The 23173-nt window shown below is 66.8% G+C and carries 22 protein-coding genes; 14 read left to right on the top strand and 8 right to left on the bottom strand.

Annotation, left to right across the window (positions count from 1 at the left end; translation table 11 throughout):
• Positions 1-18: 18 nt before the first annotated feature.
• The 4 genes from GOQ09_RS17505 to GOQ09_RS17490 are packed head-to-tail and all read left to right on the top strand — an operon-like array spanning position 19 to position 4709.
• The gene (locus GOQ09_RS17505) at positions 19-915 is read left to right on the top strand and encodes a lytic transglycosylase domain-containing protein (protein ID WP_157614673.1); all 897 of its coding nucleotides are present in this window, start codon (positions 19-21) and stop codon (positions 913-915) included.
• A gap of 41 nt (positions 916-956) precedes the next feature.
• Positions 957-2078: a Kelch repeat-containing protein gene (locus GOQ09_RS17500; protein ID WP_157614672.1), complete on the top strand. Its 1122-nt coding sequence runs from the start codon at positions 957-959 to the stop codon at positions 2076-2078.
• Positions 2079-2124: 46 nt separating this feature from the next.
• The gene (parC, locus tag GOQ09_RS17495) at positions 2125-4521 is read left to right on the top strand and encodes a DNA topoisomerase IV subunit A (RefSeq protein ID WP_157614671.1); all 2397 of its coding nucleotides are present in this window, start codon (positions 2125-2127) and stop codon (positions 4519-4521) included.
• The gene (locus tag GOQ09_RS17490) at positions 4521-4709 is read left to right on the top strand and encodes a hypothetical protein (RefSeq protein WP_157614670.1); all 189 of its coding nucleotides are present in this window, start codon (positions 4521-4523) and stop codon (positions 4707-4709) included. Before parC ends, GOQ09_RS17490 begins: the two co-directional genes overlap by 1 nt.
• Positions 4710-4724: 15 nt before the next feature.
• On the opposite strand, the gene GOQ09_RS17485 is transcribed toward GOQ09_RS17490, so the two are convergent.
• On the bottom strand, positions 4725-5855 hold the full coding sequence (locus GOQ09_RS17485; RefSeq protein WP_242630874.1) for an MBL fold metallo-hydrolase: 1131 nt from the start codon (positions 5853-5855) through the stop codon (positions 4725-4727).
• A gap of 200 nt (positions 5856-6055) precedes the next feature.
• Between GOQ09_RS17485 and GOQ09_RS17480 the strand changes: the two genes are divergently transcribed.
• Complete coding sequence (locus tag GOQ09_RS17480; protein ID WP_157614669.1) at positions 6056-7648, top strand: esterase/lipase family protein; 1593 nt, start codon at positions 6056-6058, stop codon at positions 7646-7648.
• 71 nt (positions 7649-7719) lie between these two features.
• Complete coding sequence (locus GOQ09_RS17475; protein WP_157614668.1) at positions 7720-8256, top strand: cysteine hydrolase family protein; 537 nt, start codon at positions 7720-7722, stop codon at positions 8254-8256.
• 10 nt (positions 8257-8266) lie between these two features.
• Here GOQ09_RS17475 and GOQ09_RS17470 read toward each other — a convergent pair whose 3' ends face one another.
• Both GOQ09_RS17470 and GOQ09_RS17465 read right to left on the bottom strand, forming a co-directional pair.
• The gene (locus tag GOQ09_RS17470) at positions 8267-9004 is read right to left on the bottom strand and encodes a metallophosphoesterase family protein (RefSeq protein WP_157614667.1); all 738 of its coding nucleotides are present in this window, start codon (positions 9002-9004) and stop codon (positions 8267-8269) included.
• Positions 9005-9108: 104 nt separating this feature from the next.
• Complete coding sequence (locus GOQ09_RS17465) at positions 9109-10782, bottom strand: hypothetical protein (RefSeq protein ID WP_157614666.1); 1674 nt, start codon at positions 10780-10782, stop codon at positions 9109-9111.
• Between the two features lie 123 nt (positions 10783-10905).
• Between GOQ09_RS17465 and GOQ09_RS17460 the strand changes: the two genes are divergently transcribed.
• The 8 genes from GOQ09_RS17460 to GOQ09_RS17425 all read left to right on the top strand — a co-directional run bounded on the left by GOQ09_RS17460 (position 10906) and on the right by GOQ09_RS17425 (position 17745).
• Positions 10906-11577: an amino acid ABC transporter permease gene (locus tag GOQ09_RS17460; RefSeq protein WP_126749056.1), complete on the top strand. Its 672-nt coding sequence runs from the start codon at positions 10906-10908 to the stop codon at positions 11575-11577.
• 27 nt (positions 11578-11604) lie between these two features.
• Complete coding sequence (locus GOQ09_RS17455; protein ID WP_157614665.1) at positions 11605-12258, top strand: amino acid ABC transporter permease; 654 nt, start codon at positions 11605-11607, stop codon at positions 12256-12258.
• A gap of 56 nt (positions 12259-12314) precedes the next feature.
• On the top strand, positions 12315-13112 hold the full coding sequence (locus GOQ09_RS17450; RefSeq protein WP_157614664.1) for a transporter substrate-binding domain-containing protein: 798 nt from the start codon (positions 12315-12317) through the stop codon (positions 13110-13112).
• 35 nt (positions 13113-13147) lie between these two features.
• A complete protein-coding gene (locus GOQ09_RS17445; RefSeq protein WP_157614663.1) occupies positions 13148-13903 on the top strand; it encodes an amino acid ABC transporter ATP-binding protein in 756 nt (251 codons plus the stop codon).
• Complete coding sequence (locus tag GOQ09_RS17440) at positions 13903-14646, top strand: sugar phosphate isomerase/epimerase family protein (RefSeq protein ID WP_157614662.1); 744 nt, start codon at positions 13903-13905, stop codon at positions 14644-14646. Before GOQ09_RS17445 ends, GOQ09_RS17440 begins: the two co-directional genes overlap by 1 nt.
• Before the next feature lie 6 nt (positions 14647-14652).
• On the top strand, positions 14653-15606 hold the full coding sequence (locus tag GOQ09_RS17435) for a sugar kinase (RefSeq protein ID WP_157614661.1): 954 nt from the start codon (positions 14653-14655) through the stop codon (positions 15604-15606).
• 2 nt (positions 15607-15608) lie between these two features.
• On the top strand, positions 15609-16592 hold the full coding sequence (locus GOQ09_RS17430) for a 2-hydroxyacid dehydrogenase (protein ID WP_157614660.1): 984 nt from the start codon (positions 15609-15611) through the stop codon (positions 16590-16592).
• A gap of 127 nt (positions 16593-16719) precedes the next feature.
• Positions 16720-17745 carry a LacI family DNA-binding transcriptional regulator gene (locus GOQ09_RS17425; protein WP_157614659.1) on the top strand — a complete coding sequence of 342 codons (1026 nt, stop codon included), beginning with the start codon at positions 16720-16722 and terminating at the stop codon, positions 17743-17745.
• On the opposite strand, the gene GOQ09_RS26385 is transcribed toward GOQ09_RS17425, so the two are convergent.
• The 5 genes from GOQ09_RS26385 to GOQ09_RS17400 are packed head-to-tail and all read right to left on the bottom strand — an operon-like array spanning position 17645 to position 23118.
• Entirely contained in the window at positions 17645-18043 is a 399-nt protein-coding gene (locus GOQ09_RS26385) for a hypothetical protein (protein WP_242630873.1), read from the bottom strand. The genes GOQ09_RS17425 and GOQ09_RS26385 overlap by 101 nt on opposite strands.
• Positions 18044-18067: 24 nt before the next feature.
• Entirely contained in the window at positions 18068-18526 is a 459-nt protein-coding gene (locus GOQ09_RS17415) for a RidA family protein (RefSeq protein WP_157614658.1), read from the bottom strand.
• Complete coding sequence (locus tag GOQ09_RS17410; protein WP_157614657.1) at positions 18523-19515, bottom strand: transglutaminase family protein; 993 nt, start codon at positions 19513-19515, stop codon at positions 18523-18525. The genes GOQ09_RS17415 and GOQ09_RS17410 overlap by 4 nt, the downstream gene beginning before the upstream one ends.
• A gap of 16 nt (positions 19516-19531) precedes the next feature.
• The gene (locus tag GOQ09_RS17405; protein ID WP_157614656.1) at positions 19532-20335 is read right to left on the bottom strand and encodes a basic amino acid ABC transporter substrate-binding protein; all 804 of its coding nucleotides are present in this window, start codon (positions 20333-20335) and stop codon (positions 19532-19534) included.
• A gap of 29 nt (positions 20336-20364) precedes the next feature.
• Positions 20365-23118 (bottom strand): circularly permuted type 2 ATP-grasp protein, encoded by a 2754-nt coding sequence (locus GOQ09_RS17400; RefSeq protein ID WP_157614655.1) that lies wholly within the window; start codon positions 23116-23118, stop codon positions 20365-20367.
• Positions 23119-23173: the final 55 nt, after the last annotated feature.

Below are 23173 nucleotides of genomic sequence, written 5' to 3'. Positions count from 1 at the left end.
GTGAAAATTTCAGATTTCATGCGTCCGTTGCTCCTGGCCTTGCTGCTGTGCACGCAGCAGGGGCTTGCGCACGCCGCTGACATCTACGGCTACATCGACAGCAAGGGTGTTGCGCACTTCGCCTCCGAGAAGATCGACGAGCGCTACCAGCTCTTCTTTCGCGGCGGGCAGAGCTTCGACACGGCCAAGGGAATTTCGCCGCTCGGCCGCGGCGGGCGCAGGCTCGACGGCAAGGTGCCTCCGGCATCGCAGACCTTGCTTGCGCTCTTCGAAGCCTCGCCAAGCTACAAGACCGCGAAGGCAGCGCTGCGCGATGCGTCGAACAAGCATTCGATCGACTACGAACTGCTGCAAGCGCTGATCGCCACCGAATCGGGCTTCGACGCGCAGGCCGTTTCGCCCAAGGGCGCAATGGGCCTCATGCAGCTCATGCCGGCCACCGCGCAGCGCTACGGCGTTGCGGCGGACAAGCGCGGCACCATCGAGAACAAGCTGTTCGATCCGCGCATCAACATAGCCGCCGGCTCGCGCTACCTGCGCGACCTGATCGCGATGTTCCCGGGCCAGATCGAACTGGCGCTTGCCGCCTACAACGCCGGCGAGGGCGCGGTGCAGCGCGCGGGCAACAAGATTCCGAACTACAAGGAAACGCAGAACTACGTGCAGACGGTGCTGCGGCTCTATGCGTACCTCAAGCCATCGGCGGCAATGGCGGCGGACGGCGGCGGCAGCACCAGCGGCGTGCGCGGCGGCAAGGCGCCGGGCCGCATCCGCATGGAGCTGGTGGTTCCGAAGGGCGGGGCGATGGGCCGTGGCAACATGCCGTCCGACTCGCCAAGCAGCATGCCGGCCATGCCCGAGGCTTCCGAGCAGCCGGCGGTGCCGGACGGGGCGGCGGAAGCGCCGGTGTCCTGATGCCGCACCCCCGCCTTTATTCGTCGAAGGAGGAGCCCTTCATGCAGCGCCGACGCTTCGTTCTTGCGACCGCCGCTTGTGCGGTGGGCGGCGCTGCGCGCGCGCAGCATGCGGCCACGCACGACACGCTGCCGGCGGCGCCTTCGTCGAAGGAGCCGTATGCGCGGCTGCAAGGCGGCGTGCCGCATCACATGACGCCCGAGCAAGAGGCGCAACGCGTGACGGACAGCCCCGCACCGGCCGGACCTGCCGGACGCTGGGTGACGCGCGCGGCCTTGCCGATTCCGCGCAGCGAGATGGCCTGGGCCACCGCCGCGCAGGGCCGCATGCACGTGGTCGGCGGCTACGGCGAAGGGGCGGTGAACCGCGACTACCACCACATCTACGACCCCAAGGCCGACCGCTGGCTCGACGGTGCGCCGCTGCCGCGCGGCGCCAACCATGTGGCGGTGGCGGCCGACGAGGGCCGCGTCTATGCACTCGGCGGCTTCGTCGAGCAAAACCGCCGCTCCGACACCAACGCCTACGTCTACGACATCGCGGCCAACCGCTGGACGGCCATTGCGCCGTTGCCGCGCCCGCGCGGCGCAGCCGCCGCCGTGGTGCTGGACGGGCAACTGCACCTGATTGGCGGCGCCTCAGAGCCTGCGGCCGAGCGCGCGAGCGTCGGCTGGCACGAGGTGTACGACCCCAAGGCCGACCGCTGGAGCACCCGCAAGCCGCTGCCCGGCGCGCGCGACCATGTCGGCTGCGTGGCGCATGGCGGCCAGATCCACGTGATAGGCGGGCGCTTCAACACCTTCGAATACAACACCGACCTGCACCATGTCTACCTGCCCGCGCGCGACACGTGGGAGCCGCGCGCGCCGCTGCCTACCGCCCGTTCGGGCCACGGCCTCGTGCTTTACCGGGGCCGCCTTTTCGCCATGGGCGGCGAGGGCGGATTTTTGGTGGGCGGCGCGCCGCGCCAGGCCAAGGTGTTCGGCCAGATGGAAAGCTACGATCCTGCGGCCGACACCTGGCAGCGCCATGCGCCGATGACCACGCCTCGCCACGCGGTCGGCGCCGCGGTGATCGGCGACTGGATCTACGTGGCCGGCGGCGGCGCGGTGCTCGGCGGCTCCGTGCAATCGGCGGTGCACGAGGCTTTCACATTAGGCTGAGCGCGCAAGCGCACGGCCTGCAACTGTTTCTCTTTCTCTCTTCTCCATGGACGACTCCCAACCTCCGCTCGATCTCCAGGGTCCCACCGACGGCGACACCACCCTCACACTTGCAGACTACGCGCAAACCGCCTATCTCGAATACGCGCTCAGCGTGGTCAAGGGCCGCGCGCTGCCCGACGTGTCCGACGGCCAGAAACCGGTGCAGCGGCGCATTCTTTATTCGATGTCGCGCATGGGCCTGGGCTTCGGCGGCGCCAACGGCACGGTGGGTGCCAAGCCCGTCAAGAGTGCGCGCGTGGTCGGCGACGTGCTCGGCCGCTTCCACCCGCACAGCGACCAGGCGGCCTACGACGCGCTGGTGCGCATGGCGCAAGACTTCTCGCAGCGTTATCCATTGGTCGACGGCCAGGGCAACTTCGGCAGCCGCGACGGCGACGGCGCCGCGGCCATGCGCTACACCGAGGCGCGCCTGGCCCGCATCACCAGCCTGCTGCTCGACGAGATCGACGAAGGCACGGTCGACTTCATTCCCAACTACGACGGCAGCACCGAAGAGCCGCGCCTGCTGCCCGCGCGCTTGCCCTTCACGCTGCTCAACGGCGCAAGCGGCATCGCAGTGGGCCTGGCTACCGAAATCCCGAGCCACAACCTGCGCGAGATTGCAGACGCCTGCGTGGCGCTGATCAAGTCGAACGGCAAGCTCAGCGAAGAAGAGCTGCTGCAGATCGTGCCCGGCCCCGACTACCCGGGCGGCGCGCAGATCATCAGCGGCCCGGCCGACATTGCCGATGCCTACCGCACCGGCCGCGGCTCGCTCAAGGTGCGCGCGCGCTGGAAGATCGAAGACCTCGCGCGCGGCCAGTGGCAGCTGGTGGTCAATGAGCTGCCGCCGGGCGTCAGCACGCAGAAGGTGCTCGAGGAAATCGAGGAAATCACCAACCCAAAGGTCAAGGCCGGCAAGAAGGCCCTGAGCGCCGAGCAGACGCAGCTCAAGGCCGCGATGCTGTCGGTGCTCGACGTAGTGCGCGACGAATCGAGCAAGGACGCCGCCGTGCGCCTGGTGTTCGAGCCCAAGACTTCGCGCATCAGCCAGGAAGAGTTCATTACCACGCTGCTCGCGCAAACGTCCCTCGAAACCTCGTCGCCGATCAATCTCACGATGGTGGGCATCGACGGCAAGCCGACGCAGAAGTCGCTGCGCCAGATGCTCAACGAGTGGATCGCGTTCCGCGAGATCACGGTGGAGAAGCGCTCGCGGCATCGGCTGAACAAGGTGCTCGAGCGCATCCACATCCTCGAGGGACGGCAGCTGGTGCTGCTGAACATCGACGAGGTGATCGCAATCATCCGCGCGGCGGAAGACCCGAAGGCCGCGCTCATTGCGCGCTTCAACCTCAGCGAACGCCAGGCCGAAGACATTCTCGAAATTCGCCTGCGCCAACTCGCGCGGCTCGAAGCCATCAAGATCGAGCAAGAACTCAAAGGCCTGCGCGACGAGCAGAAAAAGCTCGAAGACATCCTTGGCAGCCCCGCGGCCCTGCGCCGCCTGCTGGTGAAGGAAATCGAAGCCGACGCCAAGTCTTTCGAAGACCCGCGCCGCACGCTGATCCAGGCCGAAAAGCGCGCCGTGGCCGAAGTCAAGGTGGTCGACGAACCCGTCACCGTCATCGTTTCGCAAAAGGGCTGGGTCCGCGCGCAGAAGGGCTGGGCCAGCGAGAAGGCCGCCGGCAACGGTTCGGCCGCGCCCGAATACAGCTTCAAGTCCGGCGATGCGCTCTATGGCGCCTTCGAGTGCCGCAGCGTCGACACGCTGCTGGTGTTCGGTAGCGCCAAGGACAAGACGGTGCGCGTGTACACCGTGCCCGTGGCCTCGCTGCCGGGCGCGCGCGGCGACGGCCAGCCCGTGACCACGCTCATCGAGCTGGATGCCGGCACGCACGTCACGCATTTCTTCGCAGGCCCGGTGGGCGCCAGTGTGCTGCTGGCCAACACCGGCGGCTACGGCTTCATCGCCACGGTTGAAAACATGATGTCGCGCCAGCGGGGCGGCAAGGCCTTCATCGATGTGGGCGAGGGCGAACAGCTCTGCCGTCCCTCGCTGGTGGGCGGTGCGAGTGGTGCCGAGCCGATGCCCGCCGCCACGCACGTGGCCTGCGCCTCCACCGGCGGCCGCATCCTGACCTTCGATATCGCCGAACTCAAGAGCCTGCCGAAGGGCGGCCGCGGCCTTACGCTCATCGACCTCGACGCCAAGGACACGCTCGCGGGCGCTGCGGCCTACACGCGCAGCGTGAAGATCGAAGGCATTGGCCGCGGCGGCAAGGAGCGCGACGAAACGCTGGAGATCCGCACGCTCAACAACGCGCGCGGCAGCCGTGCGCGCAAGGGCAAGGCGGCCGACCTCGGCTTCAAGCCGACGAGCATCGTGCGGGTTCTGTGATGGGCGGCATCGACATCAGCACCATCGGCCTTGCGATCGCAGTGGTCACGGGGCTAGGCAGCTTCTGGTTCGGCCGCCACATGCGCCTGAAGCGCGGGGCCAAGAAGCGCGAGAAAGAGCGCATTGCGGCGCAGGCCAACGAAACTCGGCAGCAGCGCCGGGCGCGCGAGCGCAAGGAACGCGGCTAGGCCGGCCGCAGCTCCTTACTTCAGCCCTTCCCACCAACGCACGTTGGTGCGGGCTTTGCCCACCGTGAGCACTTCGCCGATCACCGGCGTCGCGAGTTCGATCTTCCTGGCCTGCGACAGGTTGGCAATGCGGTTCAGCGGATCGTGCCAGGTGTGAAAGGCAAGGTCGAAGGTGGTGTTGTGCACCGAATAGAGCACCTTGCCGCGCAGGTCTTCGAAGGCCTGCACGCTTTGCTCGGGCGTCATGTGCACCGCGGGCCAATAGGCGTCGTAGGCGCCGTTTTCCATCAGTGCCAGGTCGAAGCCGCCGAAGCGCTCGCCGATCTGCTTGAAGCCCGGAAAGTAGCCCGAGTCGCCGCTGTAGAAGATGCGCTGGTCGCCGCTTTGCACCACCCATGAGGCCCACAGCGTGCGGTCCCGGTCGTTCAGCGTGCGGCCCGAGAAGTGCTGCGCGGGCGTGGCGGTGAGCTTCACGCCGTTGTGCTCGCCGCCTTGCCACCAGTCGAGCTCCGTCACGCGATCGGCCGGCACGCCCATGGCCAGCAGCCGGGCGCGTACGCCCAGCGGCACGAAGTAGCGCTGCACACGCTGCGCGAGGTACTCGATGGTCGCCACGTCAAGATGGTCGTAGTGGTCGTGCGAAAGAATCAGCCCTTCGATAGGCGGCAGCTGCTCGAGCGTGAGCGGCGGCTTGTGGAAGCGCTTGGGCCCGGCGAAACTGAACGGCGACGCCCGCTCGCTGAACACCGGGTCGATCAGCCAGTACTTGCCCTGCAGCTTGAGCAGGTGCGACGAATGCCCGAGCCGCACCACGTGGTTGGCCTTGGGGTCGAGCGCCTCCAGGTCGGCGGTGCTCAGCATCTGCACGGGAATGGGATCGACCGGCACGGTGTCGAGCTTGCTGCCGACGATGAAGCGCGACCAGATCCGCCAGGCGCTGGCGGAAGGCAGGACTTCCGGGTTCGGCAGGTTCTGGAAGCCGCAGCCCTTGAACTGCGGCGATGCGTCGTACCGTGCCTCGCACCCGCTGCTGCTCACGCAGCCCGCTACCAGTGCGCAGCTTGCAGCGAATAGCGAGGTGCTGTAGCTGCGAAAGCGGCGCAAGAAGTGCCTTGGGGAGAGCAGGGGGCGGGCAACGTCATTCATGGATTCGGATGTTCGGGGTGTTTGCGGCGCGAGCTTAGCCGGGGCTTCGTTGCCAATGGTTTCAACGGCAGAAACATTCGGCGAAAAGGGACATTGCCGCGCCGGTTGTCGTATGCCGTGCGTTCTATGGTCGGCAGCGGCGGCGCGCGGCACACTGAAAAGCGCCGAACCCCGCGGCCCTTGATAAGGCGACACACACCATGAGCAGCAACCGCTATCCCATCATCTACGTGCGCGGCTACGCCATGACGGAGGCCGAGCGTGACGACACGGCGGCCGACCCGTTCTGCGGCTTCAATGTGGGCTCCACCGTGTACCGCGCCACCGTCAAGAAGGACGCGCCGGCGCAGAAGTTCGTTTTCGAATCTCCGGTGGTGCGGCTCCTGGCGGACTTTCAATACCAGAGCGTCTACCAGAACGGCCTGGACATCCTCGACAACGACTGGAAGCCCTCGCCCGACGAAACCGGCAAGGACGTGGATGGCATTCCGGCCGCGTCCGTCGTGATCTATCGCTACTACGACAGCGGCTCCGAACTGCTCGGCGACGGCAAGGCGCGCGACGTGAAGATCTATGCCCAGGGCCTGAGCAAGCTGATCCTGCGCGTGCGCGACCTGGTCGCGCTGCGCGAGGGCGCCGCTTTCTCGGCGGCGGACTTTCGCTGCTACCTGGTCGCGCATTCGATGGGCGGGCTGGTCGTGCGGGCCTTTCTGCAGAACCCCACGCTCGGCGACGCGGCCGCGCGCGCCTGTGTCGACAAGGTGTTCACCTATGCCACGCCGCACAACGGCATCGACCTGGGCGGCGTCAACGTGCCGGGCTGGCTCACGGCAAACGAGATGAACACCTTCAACCGCGAGAAGATGTCGGAATTCCTGGACACGGCGCCGGTCGACGGCCGCATGGACTTCCTGCCCGCGGCGGCCTTTCCGGCCGACCGCTTCTTCTGCATGGTCGGCTCCAACCGCGGCGACTACGAAGCGGCCAAGGGCCTGTCGCGCATGTTCGCAGGCCACGGCAGCGATGGGCTTGTGCGCATCGAGAACGCCTCGCTCTGGTCCATCGACGAGGCAAAGCGCAGCAAGCCCGTGGCCACCGCCTACGCCTTCCGGTCGCACTCGGGCTACTTCGGCATCGTCAATTCCGAGGAGGCGTACCAGAACCTCGTGCGCTTTTTGTTCGGCGACGTGCGCGTCGATCTCTGGTTCGACGTCGACGGCGTGACGTTGCCGCCCGACCTGCCCAAGGACGCCGATGTCGATGCGCTCTACCAGGTCGAACTGCTCGCCGCCCCGCGCGGCAAGCGCTGGTACCTGAGCCGGCGCGTGGCCGAAGAAGATTCACCCGCCTGCCGCACGCACAAGGAACTCACCGACCCGGCCAGGCCCGAGCGCCGCTCGATCTACCTGTCGACCGTGTTCCTGGCCAACAAGGCGCGCGTGAAGCAGGACCGGCCGACGCTGGCCTACGCGATGACGCTCGGTGTGCGCGTGCCCGACTACCAGGTCAACAAGAAGTTCTGGCTCGACGGTCACTACGAGGGTAGCTCGCTGTTCCGCGACACGCTGGTTATCGAGCTTGCGCCGCCCCAGGCGGACGACCCGGCGCAGAACTGGAATATCAAATACGGCTGGCAGACCGACACCGCGGGCAAGGCCTCGCTGCCGATGAGTTCGACGCAGCTGGCCAACGGCAAGCAGCAGTGCATCGTGCCGCTTTCGAGCCTGGGCGCGGCAGCGGCGGCACCGGGCATCAGCGGCAAGGTGCGGCTCGAAGTCAGCGCCTGGAACTGAGGCGGCCGGCGGGTGGCGGGTGGCGGGGCATACTCGGCGCGGCCCCGAGTCCTTGCCTGCTTTCCACTTCCATGAAAACTGCCGTTCTCGTCATCGACATGCAACGCGGCCTCTTCGACGACCCGCCGCGCCCCCACGAAGCCGAACAGGTGATCCAGCGCATCAATGCGCTGACAGAGCGCGCACGCGCGGCCGGCGTGCCGGTGGCCTTCATCCAGCACGAGAACGAGATCGACCTGGAGTTCGACTCCGAGCGCTGGCAACTTGCCGACGCACTGCACGTGGATGCAAGCGACACGAAGATCCGCAAGAACACGGCCGACTCGTTCCTGCGCACGCCCCTCGAAGCGTGGCTGACGGGGCATGCGGTGCAGCGCGTGGTGATCTGCGGCTATTCGTCGGAGTTCTGCGTGGACACCGCCGTGCGGCGCGCCGCCGCGCTGGGCTACGAGGTCATGCTGGCGGCCGATGCGCACACCTCGCACGACAAGCCGCATGCCACGGGCGCCTTCATTCGCGCACACCACAACGCCACGCTATCGGACATCACCAGCTTCGGCGTGCGCATCGGCGCGGTGGACAGCGCCCAGATCGCGTTCGGCCATTGAACTGAAAGCTCTAGGACATGCGGCCGGTGGCAAGGGCATGCGCCCAGTCCGGCCGCCCGTTCTTCAGCGCCAGCGCCGCCATGGCCGTGTGGTCGTAGGGCACCGCAATCAGCCGGGAGGCCCATCCGCTTTCGTGGCGCTCCACGATGGCATAGCGCGCGTTCGGCGAGCCGGTTTCCACGGCGTGCGGGTACGGATGAATGTCGTCGTAGGCCGGCAGGCCCACGCTGCCTGGATTGACGATCAGCTGCCCGCCGGATGCATGCGCCACGCGCGGCACATGCGTATGCCCGCAAGCGATCAGCTGTGCATCGACCTGGCCGAGGCGCGCATCGATTTCCGCTTGGGTCGCAGCGCGGAATACTGAGGGCTCCACTGTCTCCAGGAAGTATTCGAGGTCGCTGGAAGGCGTACCGTGGCAGAGCAAAACTTCCGGACTGAAGCGCAGGGTGTGCCCGAGCGACGCGATCCACTCGAACTCCTTGGCGCCGAGCCGGGCATGCGCGAACGCATCGGACGGGCCGCGCTTTTCCGCGGGCGTTGTGAGAAGCTGGCGTTCATGGTTGCCCGCAAGATGAACCCAGCCCTGCGCCATCAGGAACTGCGCGGTCTCCAGCGGCATCAGTGGGCCGGAGAGGCTGTCGCCCAGGTTGACGATGACATCTGCGCCGCGGCGGGCAATGTCTTCGACCACGGCTTCGAGTGCGGGGAGGTTGCCGTGGATGTCGGAGAGGAGGGCTATGCGCATTGGTGGGTCTGTCTTTGTGGCGGGTGATCTTAGCCCTGCGTTTGTGGGCCATTGTTCCAAGGCGGGTGCACAGGCCAGCGGGTGCGCACCCCGAACAACGCCAATCAATCCGCCCCAGACCGCCAGACCCGCGCCAGCGCACTGAGCTTCCCGCGAAACCCCAGCCGATCGTTAGATAGCGCATCGATGAAATCAGACAGGCGCTGCGACTTCACCATCGTGTAGATCGTGAGCCAGGTCGTGAAGACGAACACCACGCCGAACCAGATCGCCTTGCGCCACAGCGGCGCGTCGGCCTCGGCTAGCAGGTTCATGCCCAGAAAGCCCGTGGTGACGGTGCCGATCAGGCCGAACAGCGTGACCACCGTAAGCCGCACCACGGTGCTGGCCTGCCGCCGCAGGCTGTCTGCATCGAGGTAGGTGTTCATGTCAGCAATGCGCGACTTGACCTCGTCGTAGAGCGGGTCGAGCCCGAGGTGCGTGGTGCACATGTGCGAGAGCGCGCGCACCTGCGCCTGTTCGGAAATCTCGTGAAACCAATAGCGGTGGGTAAAGCGCAGAAAGCGTTCGAAGCTCGAGCGGATGGCGCGCTTGAACTGCTTCACGCTCGGCGTGCTGCGAATGTCGAGCCGCTTGAGCGCCTCCACAAGCTGGTCCGAGAACATCAGCAGCGATGCCTTCTGAAAATGCGCGATGAGAAACAGCAGGAAGTGCTGGTGCCTGAACTGCGCAAGCACGCCGCGGTCGCGGCAGCAGAAGAACTCGGAGCGCGCATCGCCCACCACGATCAGCGCGTGGCCGTTGCACAGGTAGCGCGTGTTGGGCGCCGCGCCGGCATCGACCCAGAAGCGGTCGTAGCAGTACTTGTGCTCGAAGTCTGCAAGGTGCTGTTCCGCATAGGGCAGGTGGGCATCGCGGGCCGCATCGGCTTCGGCGGCGCCGGTGACCAGGCCTAGCCGGATGAAGTCGTTGCGCGAGAGGCGCTTCGGATCGTCGAGCGAAAGGTATGCCATCACCGGCATGCGGTAGTACTCGATCTGCCGGTAGCGCAGCACGCCGGGGTCGTCGGAATGGTCGCTCACCAGCGGCTGCATCAGGTAGGCCCAGTGGGCCGAAATGCGTGGCGCGCGATGCTCGGCCACGTGCGAGAGAAATGCGTCGCGCTGCTGCGCATCCGATCGCGCGAGCACGCTGCCGTCGGCGGCCAGCCACTCGACGCTGGCCATGCAATGCAGCGCGCCGCCATCGGCGCTCCAGCCGGCTGGGTAGGCGCGGCCGAAGCGGTAGAGCAGGTCTTGCGCTTGCGCAAGGCTCAGGTTGTCCGCGCCGACTTCCAGGTTGAGCAGCACCACGTCGATGTCGAAGAAGAAATACAAGTCGCAGTGCACCACGTCGAGCGTGATGGGCGCGTCGCCGGCCTGCGGCACCATGCGCACGGCCGCAACGTCGCGGCGGCGAAAGATGCGCATTGGCGAATCGCCATCGTTCCCGCCTTCTTCGCCGCCCTTGCCCTTTGAGCGGCCCTCGCCGTACAGGAAGCGCTGCACATAGGGCAGGAAGCTCACGAACTCGTTGTAGTGGCGCTCGTGAAAGCGGCTGCTGTCCCCGGTGTATTCGTCGATCTCCTCGCGCCAGGGCGATGCGTCGCCCATCTCGCGCAGCACGTGCCACGGGCCGTGGTGCGCGGGCTTGGCATCGGGTGCCGGCATCAGCCGCAAGGGCCAGAGCAGGGCTTGCCTGAAATGCTGCACTGCGGGCGCTGAGGATGTATTGGGCATCGCTCCAGTGTAGGCAGGAGGTGCCTACCTAGGGGAATCCCTAGGCTGCTCTGAAACCGGTTTCATATAAGCTGCAAGCATTGCTTTCGAGGCATGCGCACGGCAACGCCCGTGCTCGCAACCATGAACTACCAGTTTCAATTCGACGCCGTCTTCGCTGCCTGGCCGCTGCTGCTCAAGGGCACCTGGATCACGATTCAGCTTTCGCTTTCCGCCACGCTGATCGGCCTGGTGGTCGCCATCTTCTGCGCCTGGGGCAAGACCTCGGGGCCGGGCTGGCTGCGCTTTGTCATCAATGCGTACATCGAGGTCATCCGCAATACGCCGTTCCTGGTGCAGCTGTTCTTTTTCTTCTTCGCGCTGCCTGCCATCGGCCTGCGCTGGTCGCCACAAACGGCCGCGCTGGTGGCCATGGTGGTGAACCTCGGCGCGTATGCGACCGAAATCATCCGCGCGGGCATCGAGTCGATTCCCAAGGGGCAGATCGAGGCGGGCAGGGCGCTCAACCTCAAGCCCTGGGAGATCTTCCGCTTCGTGATCATCAAGCCCGCGCTCAAGGCCATTTACCCGGCGCTCACCAGCCAGTTCATCCTGCTGATGCTGAGTTCGGCCGTGGTGTCGGTCATCTCGGCCGACGACCTGACCTCGGTGGCCGCCAACCTTCAGTCGCAGACCTTCCGCAGCTTCGAGATCTACATCGTGGTGGCTGCCATCTACCTCGCGCTGGCGCTGGCTTTCTCGGCCATGTTCAAGCTGATCTACAAGCGCACGCTCAACTATCCGGACCGCCGGTAATTCGCTGCGGACGGAGCAAGACCCATCATGCGTACCTTCGGTTTTCCCGAGTTCCTGTTCATCCTCGAAGCGGCCAAGTGGACGCTCGCGCTCTCGGCCATTGCATTCGTCGGCGGCGCGATCCTCGGCTTGATCATCGCGCTCATGCGCACGTCCGAGTCGGCGTGGGCACGCGGCGTGTCGACCACCTTCATCCAGATCTTCCAGGGCACGCCGCTGCTGCTGCAGCTCTTTCTGGTGTTCTTCGGTGCGCCGGTGCTGGGGCTCGACATCAACCCGTGGGTTGCCGCAGGCGTGGCGCTCATCCTGAACAGCGCGGCCTTCCTGGGTGAAATCTGGCGCGGCTGCATCGAGGCTGTTCCGCGCGGCCAGTGGGAAGCCGCCCAGGCGCTGAGCCTCAAGTACAGCGCGCGCATGCGCGACGTGGTGCTGCCGCAGGCCTTCAAGATTGCGCTGGCGCCCACCGTGGGCTACCTGGTGCAGATCATCAAGGGCACCTCGCTCGCAGCCATCATCGGCTTCGTGGAGGTGACGCGTGCGGGGCAAATCGTCAACAACGCCACCTTCCAACCGCTCATCGTGTTCTCGGTGGTGGCCGCCATCTACTTTGCGATCTGCTGGCCGCTCTCGTTGCTGGCCGGGCGCATGGAACGCAAGCGCGCACGGGCGCTCGCACGCTGATCCTTCGTTTTTCTCTCTTCTCGTCGCTTCCTTTTCATTTTCAGGAGACACATCCAATGACCCGTACCACCACCCGCCGCGTTGCGCTGGCTGCCCTTGGCCTTGGCGCCGCGCTCACCGTGTTCGCACCCTTCGCCTCGGCCCAATCCGTGGCCGACATCAAGAAGAAGGGCGAGATCACCATTGGCATGCTGGTCGACTTTCCGCCCTATGGCACCACCAATGCGCAGAACCAGCCCGACGGCTATGACGCCGATGTGGCCAAGCTGCTCGCCAAGGAGTGGGGCGTCAAGGCCAACATCGTGCCGGTGACCGGCCCCAACCGCATTCCGTTTTTGCTGACCAACAAGGTCGACCTGCTGGTCGCCTCGCTGGCCATCACGCCCGAGCGCGCCAAGCAGGTGCAGTTCTCACAGCCCTACGCGGCCGCCACCATCGTGCTGTACGGCGCCACCAAGACCCCCATCAAGGCCGCAGCCGACCTGAAGGGCTTGCGCGTGGGCGTGGCCCGCGCTTCGACGCAAGACGTGGCCGTGACCAAGGCCGCGCCCGAAGGCACCGAAATCCGCCGCTTCGACGACGACGCATCGGCCATGCAGGCACTGATCTCGGGCCAGGTCGATGCCATCGGCTGCTCGGTGACCGTGGCGGCGCAAATCGCCAAGCGCGTGCCTGCCGGCAGCTACGAAAACAAGTTCACGCTGGTGCAGCAATCGATGGGCATCGCGATGCGCCCGGGCCAGGAAGAGCTGCACAAGGCGGTCAACGAATTCGTTGCCAAGAACACCGCCAATGGCGAGCTCAACAAGCTCTACCAGAAGTGGCTGCAGGCCGACCTGCCGAAGATGCAGTGAACCGCAAGGGCTGAAGAAGAAAAGGGAATCCTGGCATGACGACGGAATCGATCATCCGCATGGAAGCGGTCAACAAGTGGTACGGTGAATTCCAGGTGTTGACCGGCATCGACCTGTCGGTGCGCCAGGGTGAACGCATCGTGATCTGCGGGCCTTCGGGCTCGGGCAAGTCGACGCTCATCCGCTGCATCAACCGGCTCGAAACCGTGCAGAAGGGCCGCATCGTGGTCGATGGCATCGACCTCACGGCCGGCGGCAAGAACGTGGATGCGGTGCGTGCCGAAGTGGGCATGGTGTTTCAGCAGTTCAACCTGTTTCCGCACCTCACCATTCTGGAAAACTGCACGCTCGCGCCCATGCGCTCGCGCGGCATGAGCAAGGCGCAGGCGGAAGAGGTGGCCATGAAGTACCTCACGCGCGTGCGCATTCCGGAGCAGGCCAACAAGTATCCGAGCCAGCTCTCCGGCGGGCAGCAGCAGCGCGTGGCCATTGCGCGCGCGCTGTGCATGACGCCCAAGATCATGCTGTTCGACGAGCCCACCTCGGCGCTCGATCCCGAGATGGTCAAGGAAGTGCTCGACACCATGATCGGCCTGGCCGAAGACGGCATGACCATGCTGTGCGTGACGCACGAAATGGGCTTTGCCCGCAGCGTGGCCGACCGGGTGATCTTCATGGCCGAAGGCAAGATCGTCGAGCAGGCGCCGCCGCAAGAATTCTTCGGCAATCCGCAGAACGAAAAAACGCGCCAGTTCCTCGGCCAGATCCTGAGCTCGCACCAAGCCCACTGATGTCTTTTCAGGTACTCATTTCTCTGTCGTCCTTCGGTGCGGCCGAGGTGGGCCGGCATGGCCAGCTCTGGTGCTCGCAGCTGGCGCTCGAGGCGGGGGCCGATTCAGTCGAGGTGCGCGGCGAGATGCTGCGCAACCCCGATGCGGAACTGCCTTCGCTAGCAGGGCTTGCCTCTGTGTATTCCAGCCCCGAAGGCCTCTGGGCCGAAGGCGGCTGGCTCGACAGCGCCGCACTGGCACGCGGCATTGCCGCCGCAACGAAGCTGGGCGCCAGGCGGCTCAAGATGTCGATCGGCGACTTTCGTGCGTCGTCTCACGGATCGCTCTGGGGCCTGAAGGTGCAGCTTGCGGAGACGCGAGTCGAACTGCTGATCGAAAACGACCAGACGGTGCGCGCCGGCACGCTGCCCGCGCTGCAGACCTTCTTCGACGTGGCAGACCGGGCCGGCGTCGAACTCGGCATGACCTTCGACATGGGCAACTGGCACTGGCTGGGCGAATGCCCGCTGCAGGCCGCCCAGGCGCTTGCGCATCGCGTGCGCTACGTGCATTGCAAGGGCGCGCAGCGCCTGCCGCACAAGTGGGTGGCCGTGCCGCTGGGCGACTCTGCCGCGCCGTGGCGCGCCGTGCTGCGCGCGCTGCCGGCCGATGTGCCGCATGCCATCGAATACCCTCTGGTGGGTGACGACCTGCTGGCCGTCGCACGCACGCAAATCGATTTCATCCGCTCCGCGCGAGCCTAGAAATACATGACAGAACCGACCGCTTTCGACGTTGCCCTGTTCGGCGAAGCCATGCTGCTGCTGGTGGCCGACCGGCCCGGTCCGCTGGAAAACGCAGAGGCGTTCTACAAGCGCACCGCCGGTGCCGAGACGAACGTGGCCATCGGCCTTTCGCGCCTCGGCCTCAAGGTGGGCTGGGCCAGCCGGCTGGGCACCGACTCGATGGGGCGCTATCTGATTGCGACGATGAAAGCCGAGGGCATCGACTGCTCGCACGTGATCTGCGACCCCGCGCAGCGCACCGGCTTCCAGTTCAAGGGACGGGTCACCGACGGCAGCGATCCGCCGGTCGAATACCACCGCAAGGGCTCGGCCGCGAGCCACATGGGCCCTGCCGATGTCGATGAGGCCTGGCTGCGTTCGGCGCGCCACCTGCATGCCACGGGCGTGTTCCCGGCCATCTCCGACACCAGCCTGGAGGCCGCTCTCAAGACGATGGACGTGATGCGCGCGGCCGGCCGCACCATTTCGTTCGACACCAACCTGCGGCCCACGCTCTGGCCGTCGACCGACACCATGCGCCACTGGATCAACGAACTGGCTTCGCGCGCCGACTGGGTGTTGCCCGGCATCGAAGAGGGTCTGCTGCTCACCGGCCATACCCAGCCCGAAGACGTGGCGCGCTTCTACCGCGAGCGCGGTGCGAAGCTGGTGGTGGTCAAGCTCGGTTCCGAAGGCGCGTACTACGACAGCGAGGTGGCCGGCACCGGCCGCACCGAGGGCTTTCCGGTGAAGGAAGTGGTCGACACCGTGGGCGCGGGCGACGGCTTTGCGGCCGGCGTGGTGAGCGCATTGCTCGAAGGCAAGAGCGTGCCCGAGGCCGTGCGCCGCGGTGCCTGGATCGGTGCACGCGCGGTGCAGGTGCTGGGCGATACCGAAGGCTTGCCGACGCGCGCCGAACTCGAAGAAGCAGGACTCTGACCATGACCACACAAAAGAACGTGCTCGTCTTCAGGGCGCTGCCCCAAGACCAGCTGGCGCGCCTGCAGGCCGCGCACCATGTGGCCGTTGCCGACCCGCGCAAGGAACCCGAGGCCTTTGCCGAGGCCCTGCGCACCGCGAACGGCCTGATCGGCTCGAGCCACACGGTCGATGCGGCGCTGCTCGACGCGGCGCCCCAACTCGAGGTGATCTCGAGCGTGTCGGTCGGTGTCGACAACTATCCGCTGGCGGAGCTGCACAAGCGCGGCATCGTGCTGTGCCATACGCCCGACGTGCTGACCGAGACCGTGGCCGACACGGTGTTCGCGATCCTGATGGCCACGCAGCGCCGCGTAGTCGAGTTGTCGAACCTCGTGCGCGAAGGCCGCTGGACCAAGAACATCGGCGAAGAGTTCTTCGGCACCGATGTGCACGGCAAGACGCTTGGCGTTCTTGGCTTCGGCCGCATCGGCCAGGCCGTGGCACGGCGCGCAGCCCTGGGTTTCGGCATGCCGGTGCTCTATCACTCGCGCCGCCCGGTCGACCTGGCCGCGCAGGCGCCGGAGCTGCAAGGCCGGGCCACGCACACGCCGCTCGACGAACTGCTCGCGCGTTCGGACATCGTTCTGGCGATGCTTCCGCTGACGGATGCGACGCGCGGCATGATCGATGCCGACTTCTTCGCGCGCATGAAGCCGGGGGCGTCTTTCATCAACGGCGGCCGTGGAGCCACCGTGAACGAAGCTGCCTTGCTTCACGCGCTCGACCATGGCACGCTGCGCGCCGCCGGTCTCGACGTGTTTGCGAAAGAACCGCTGCCCGCCGATTCGCCGCTGCGCACGCATCCGCGCGTCACGCCGCTGCCGCACATTGGTTCGGCGACGCATGAGACGCGGCATGCGATGGCTGAGCTGGCAACCACGAACCTGCTGCAGGTGTTGGCCGGCGAGAAGCCGACGGCGCCGTACGACACGGCGGCTGCATGAAGCCGCCCTCGAGGATTTTCTCCCTGCCCTCCCGGGGGAGGGCAGGGGTGGGGGCAAGCGGCGTATCCCTTGCGCTCTCTGCCTGCCCCCATCCCAACCTTCCCCCAGCGGGGGAAGGAGAAAAACCGTGAAGCCCACAGGGCGCGCCACCATCGCCGATGTCGCCGAGGCAGCGGGCGTCTCCAAAGCCACCGTCTCGCGCTTTCTCAACCACCGCGAACGCCTCTTGAGCCGCGACATCGCCGCGCGGGTCGAGGCGGCCATCGCCAAGCTGGCCTACACCCCCAGCCCCATGGCGCAGGCACTGAGCCATGGGCGCTCGCGCCTGATCGGCCTGATCGTGGCGGACATCACCAACCCGTATTCAGTGGCGGTGCTGCGCGGCGCCGAAAAGGCCTGCCAGGACGCGGGCTACCTGGTGATGCTGTTCAACCTGGGCAACGAGAGCGAACGCGAGCGCGAGGCCATCGATGCGCTTGCGGGCTACCAGGTCGACGGTTTCATTCTTAACACGCTGGGGCGTGGCAGCAACGTGGTCGATGCCGTCACGCTGCACGGCAAGCCCGCGGTGCTGGTCGACCGGCGGCACGCCGGCATGCACACCGACTTCGTCTCGCTCGACAACCATTCGGCCATGCGGGACACCTGTGGCCACCTGGTCGAAGGCGGCTACCGCGAACTGCTCTACGTGACCGAGCCGCAGAAGGGCGTGAGTTCGCGGCGTGAACGCACCGCCGCCTTCGGTGCCTGCGTGGCCGCGCACGAGCCGCGCGTGGCAGGCGAGGTGTTCGAAAGCGTCGAGGGAGAAACCGATGCGCTGGACGAAGCCTTGCGTGCCTTGCATCGGCGCGCAAAGCGAGGGCGCCGTGCGGCGGTGGTCGCGGGCAATGCGGTGGTCACGCTTCGTGTCGCCCAGGCCATGGCGCGCCTGGGGTGGCAATTCGGGCAGGAGCTGGGCTTCGTGGGCTTCGACGACCCTGAATGGGCTTCGCTCATCGGCCCCGGCCTGAGCACCGTGGCGCAGCCCACCGACGCCATCGGCCACTGCGCCGCTACGTGCCTGATTGAACGGCTGCAGGGGCTGGACGTGGCGGCTCGCCAGCTGCTTCTGCCGGGGCAACTGGTGGTGCGGGGCTCATCTCAGCCGGCATAGCGGCCGGCACAGCGGCGGAGCGATCCGCAACGCCAAAGAGGCGGCTGAGTTCGAGGCGCTCGGCAATCCAGCGCTCGAAATTCCGTTCGGCCTGCAGCTTGAACTCGTTGCGCGTGTGGTTGCAGATGGCGTGGGCAAGGCGCCGGTGCTTCTGCTTGCGAACGCCGCCCAGCGTCGAGTCGTTCAAGTGCTCGATGGTGGCCGAATCGGGCTTGCTGCGAGGCTCCGCAAAATCCATCGGCAAGCCGCACCAGTGGCAGTTGTTGCCGAAGGAAGAGCGCAGGGCCTGCACGCTCATGGCTGTGGCTGCCCGCTGGATCCGTCAGCCGACTTCGGCAACCAGGTCGATCTCGACGCAGGCGCCCAGCGGCACCTGTGCCACGCCGAACGCGCTGCGCGCATGCGAGCCCTTCTCGGCGCCGAACACTTCGGCAAAAAGCTCGCTGGCGCCGTTGGTCACCAGGTGCTGCTCGGTGAAGGTGCCGACGGAGTTGACCAGGCTCATGACCTTGACGATGCGCGTGATCTTGTTCAGGTCGCCCACGGCCGCGTGCAGCGTGCCCAGCAGGTCGATGGCAATGGCGCGCGCGGCCTGCTTGCCTTCTTCGGTGCTGATGTCGGCGCCGAGCTGGCCGGTCCAGACCTTGCCGTCCTTCTTGGCGATATGGCCCGAGAGGAAAACCAGGTTGCCGGTGCGCACGAAGGGCACATAGGCTGCTGCGGGGGCGGCGACCGGGGGGAGGGTGATGCCGAGGCTGGAAAGCTTGTCGTAAACGCTCATTGGAGATCCTTGTCCGAGGGTTGCGATTGAATTTGCGATTGTGTCTGTGATTGTGACTGCGCCGCTTGCGCCGCCTGCGTGCGCAGCTCTTCGATGGGTTGCACCGTCACGCCCACCTTGAGCGTGTGGCGCGCGCCGCCGTGCAGCACGCCGCGCATGGGCGACACGTCGGAATAGTCGCGTCCGATGGCAAGCGCGACGTAGTCTTCGCCCGGCTGGCGGCCGTTGGTGGGATCGAACTCGGCCCAGCCGCCGGCGCTCTCGGGGCCGTCGCCTTCGCCGGGCAGGTACACAGACACCCAGGCGTGCGAGGCGTCGGCGCCCACCAGCCGCGGCTGGCCGGGCGGCGGCTGCGTGAGCAGGTAGCCGCTCACGTAGCGCGCGGGCAGGCCCATCATGCGAAAGCAGGCAATCATGATGTGGGCGAAATCCTGGCACACGCCCTTGCGCTGCGCGAGCGCCTCGACGGCGGGGGTGCTGATCTCCGTGCTGTCGGCCTCGTAGGCAAAGTCGCGGTACATGCGCTCGGTGAGGTCCATCGCCACGTCGAAGGTCGGCCGCTCGGGCGCGAAGCTTGCGCGCGCATAGGCCGCAAAGTCGTCGTGGCGGGGCACGTAGGGCGAGGGAAAAACGAACTCGGAGGCGAGGTCGAAGGTGGCGTCCTTGCGATATCGGAAACGCTCGCGAACGGCTTCCCAGGGCAGGTCGCGCGCCACAGCTGGCGAAAGCACGGGCGCCGAGGTTTCGACCACGCTTTCGGCGGTGACCACGAGGCTGTCGTGCGTGGCCTCGAGCGCAAAGAAGGCGCGGGTGTTGCCGTACACGTCGGGCAGTTCGTTGCGCTGCGCGGGCTGGGGTTCTATGGCGAGCTTGTGGCTCACCAGCCGCTGCGACGCGGTGGCCAGCGGCTTCAGGTGGGCCAGGTGCTGCGCCGTTTCGACCGGGGGCGAATACTCGTAGCGGGTTTCGTGCGTGACGTGAAGAAGCATGGGGTTCCTGCTGGGGCTACTTCGGCGCGCTGCCGAAATGCGCCGCGTAGATCTTGTCGTAGCTGCCGTCGGCCTTGATGTCGTCCAGGCCCTTGTTGATCCGGGCCAGGAGTTCCGCATTGCCTTTCTTGACCGCAATGCCGTATTGCTCGACCGGGAAGGCCGCATCGCTCACCGTCTTGAAGCCGCCTCCAGGGTTGTTGGCAAGGTAGTGCTCCACCACGCCGTTGTCGGCCACCACGGCTTGCACGCCGCCGGCTTCGAGTTCCTTGAGCGCGAGCGGCGTGGACTCGAAGCGCTTGATGTTGCCGCTCGACTTGCCCTGGAGCTTGCCCACCACCTCGTCGCCCGTGGTGCCGTTCTGCACGCCGACCTTCATGGCCTTGACGTCGTCGAACGTGGCCACCTGCGCATCGCGCCTGACTGCGATGAGTTGCTTGGCTTCGAAGTAGGGCTTCGAAAAATCCATGGTCTGGCGGCGCTCGCCGGTGATGGTAATGGCCGACACCAGCAGGTCGCGGTCGCCCTGGTCGAGCGCGTTGAAGATGCCTTCCCACGGGGTGTTGACGAACTTCACCTCGAACCCCGCCTTGCCCGCGATCGCCTTGACCACATCGATGTCGAAACCGGCGATCTCGCCTTTTTCGTTCTGCGACTCGAACGGGGTGTAGGCGGCATCGGTGCCGACCACCAGCACGCGGGCTGTCGCCGGCGGAGCTGGCGCCGTAGTGGCGGTCACAGGCTCCTGCTTGCCGCAACCGGCCAGCGCAAGAGCAGCAAGTCCGGCGGCGATCCACGTGATGCGGCGGTTGGCAAGCATGCTGCGGCCTCCTTCAAAAAAGGGCGTGTTCAGGCGCCGACCGAACGCAGCGATTCCGACGTGAGCGTGAAATAGCGCGTACCGATGGCGTCGGACACATGGTAGGCCGCCGTCTCGCAGCTGGCGAGAAGCTGGACCAGTGCGGGGTAGTCGGCATCGGCGCCGGCCGCGCAGAGATGCTCGAGCGTCCAGGTCGCGGGATCGGGCAGTTCGTAAGACAGTGCGGTGAGCTTGCCGGGTGCGCTGCCCGCAAGGCGCGCAATGCGCCCGCGCAGTGTTTGCGTGACCCACGCCAGCGAGCGCGGGTTCTCGGCATCGAGCACCAGCAGGTCGACCAGCGTGGCCACATCGCGCCGCTGCTGGTAGCGGGCGTGGAAGGTGATGGTGCTGTCGAACAGCGCCACCATGGCTTCGAAGCCGCTCACCTCGTGCACCGCTCCATTCTCGAAGCCGGCCTCCATCGCGTTCGAAAGAAAGCCCAGCCGCTCGATGTGGCGGCCGATCGACAGCAGGCGCCAGGCGTCGTCGCGTGTCATGCGGTCGGTCTGCGCGCCGGTCATGGCGGCGAGTGCGGTGCTTGCGGATTCGAGGGCGCGCAGCGCGGCGCCGGTGGCAAAGCTGCCTTCGCCGGCCTGCTCGGCAGCGCGCCGCAGAAACTCGGCTTCGGCGCGCACAATCTGGTTCCAGTTGTCCTGCGAGAGCCGCTCGCGCACGGCGGCGGCGGCCTGCCGGATGCAGAGCAGGCTGAAGCCCACGCTTCCGCCGCGCTCCACATCGCCGAGCTCGGCAATCAGCGCGCGCTCGAACACCCGGCGCGATTGCGGCGCGCTGGGCACGCCCGCCGGCACCAGCGCATTGCGCAAGGCCATGCGATGCAGCCAGTCGAGCAGCGGGCGCGAAGACTGGTCTTCGCTTCCCAGGAGGTTGAGCGTGAGGCGCGCGAGCCGCACCGCGTTTTCCGCCCGCTCGGTATAGCGGCCGAGCCAGAACATGTTCTCGGCCGCACGGCTGGTGACCGGCGCACGGTGCCGCGCGAGCGAAGCCGGCGTGGCATGCGGCTGCAGCAGCGTGGTGCGGTCGACTTCGCCGTGCGTTTGCACCCACACGTCGGCGCTGCTGCCGCCGCGCTGCATGGAGGCGATTTGCGCATCGCGGCCCGCAAGCCGTGCCAGCCCGCCGGGCAGCACCCGCCATGACTGCGCGCCGTCGCTCACCGCGAAAACGCGCAGTAGCATCGCGCGCGGCGCAATGTGGCCCGGCCCCAGGTCATTGGCCCAGGTGGGCATCTGCGACAGCGGCAGGTAGCTCTGGATGGTGTGGGCTTCGCCGTCCCGCACGATGCGGCCGGCCCATTCGTCGAGTTGGCGCCGGCTCAGTTCGCTGCCGAGCACCGCGTCGAAGCTGGTCTGCCCGTCGAACCCGGGGTAGGTCGGCTTGATGGCGCACTCGCCCAACTGCGGCAGTACCGCTTCTAGCGCGGCGCGCTCGCCGCACCACCAGGTCGGCAGCGCCGGCAGCTTGAGCTTTTCGCCGATCAGGCGGCGCGCGAGTCCCGGCAAGAAGCCCAGCAGCGCGGGCGATTCGAGAAACGCCGACCCCGGCATGTTGGCCACAAGCACGTTGCCGGCTCGAATGGCCTGCAGCAGGCCCGGCACGCCCAGCGTGGAATCAGGGCGCAGTTCGAGCGGGTCGAGGAACTGGTCGTCCAGCCGCTTGATGAGACCGTGAACCGGGCGCAGGCCCTGCAGTGTCTTGAGGTAGAGCCGCTGGTCGCGCACCGTGAGGTCGCTGCCCTCGACCAGCGTCACGCCGAGATAGCGCGCCAGGTACGCGTGCTCGAAATAGGTTTCGTTGTAGGGGCCTGGGGTGAGCAGCGCAATGTGCGGCGGCACCCCGGCCGGGCACATGCGCTGCAGGCCGTCCATCATGGCGCTGTAGGTGGCGGCCAGGCGCTGCACCTGCAGCGCCTCGAAGGCCTGCGGAAACTGGCGCGTGATGGCAAGCCGGTTTTCGAGCAGATAGCCCAGGCCCGAAGGCGCCTGCGTGCGCTGCGACACCACCCACCAGTTGCCGTCGGGCCCGCGGGCGAGGTCGAAGGCCGCGATGTGCAGCCAGGTGTCGCCCGGCGGCTTCACGCCGTGCAGCGCGCGCAGGTAGCCGGGGTGCCCGCGCACCAGCGCCGGCGGCAGGAGGCCTTCGCTCAGCAGTTGCTGCGGACCGTAGACGTCGGCCATGACGCGGTCGAGCACGCGCACCCGCTGCAGCACGCCGGTTTCGATCTGGTTCCAGCTTTCGGGCGAGACGATCAGCGGGAACAGGTCGAGCGACCACGGGCGCTGCGGACCGTTGGCGTCGGCGTAGACGTTGTAGGTAACGCCGTTGTCGCGGATCTGCCGTTCGAGGTTGACCGCCCGCCGCGGCAGGTCGCCAAACCCGCCTGGGCCGAGCTGCTCAAAGAAAGCGTTCCAGGCCGGCGTGAGGGGCGGCTTCTCGTTGGAGGGCTGCGGTTGCTGAAGAACCTGGGTCTGTGTCTGCGTCTGGAATTGGGCCTGCGACGGATTCGGTGCAAGCGCGGGCCGCTCGGCCGCCGCATCGTAGAGCGCGGGCGGCGTGGCCACCGCCGGGGCTACGCCGGCGACCTGGCGCGGCGGCGCGGCGAGCGTGGCCTGGCCGCGCAGTTCGTCGAAGTGGCCGGGCAGGGCGGCCGGCGCGAGCGCAGACGCCAGGGCGGCCGGAAATTCCAGCGCCTGGGCGTCGAACAGGGATTCGTTCAAAGGGTCCACAGGGGTTGGATTGTCACATTGCCGTCACCGGGTGAGGTGGCGGGCAATGTGCTAA

The organism is Variovorax paradoxus (genome assembly GCF_009755665.1).
In the GTDB taxonomy this organism is placed as follows: Bacteria; Pseudomonadota; Gammaproteobacteria; order Burkholderiales; family Burkholderiaceae_C; genus Variovorax; species Variovorax paradoxus_G.
Note: the sequence above shows the minus strand (reverse complement) of the source record. Positions and strands in the feature narration are given on the sequence as shown.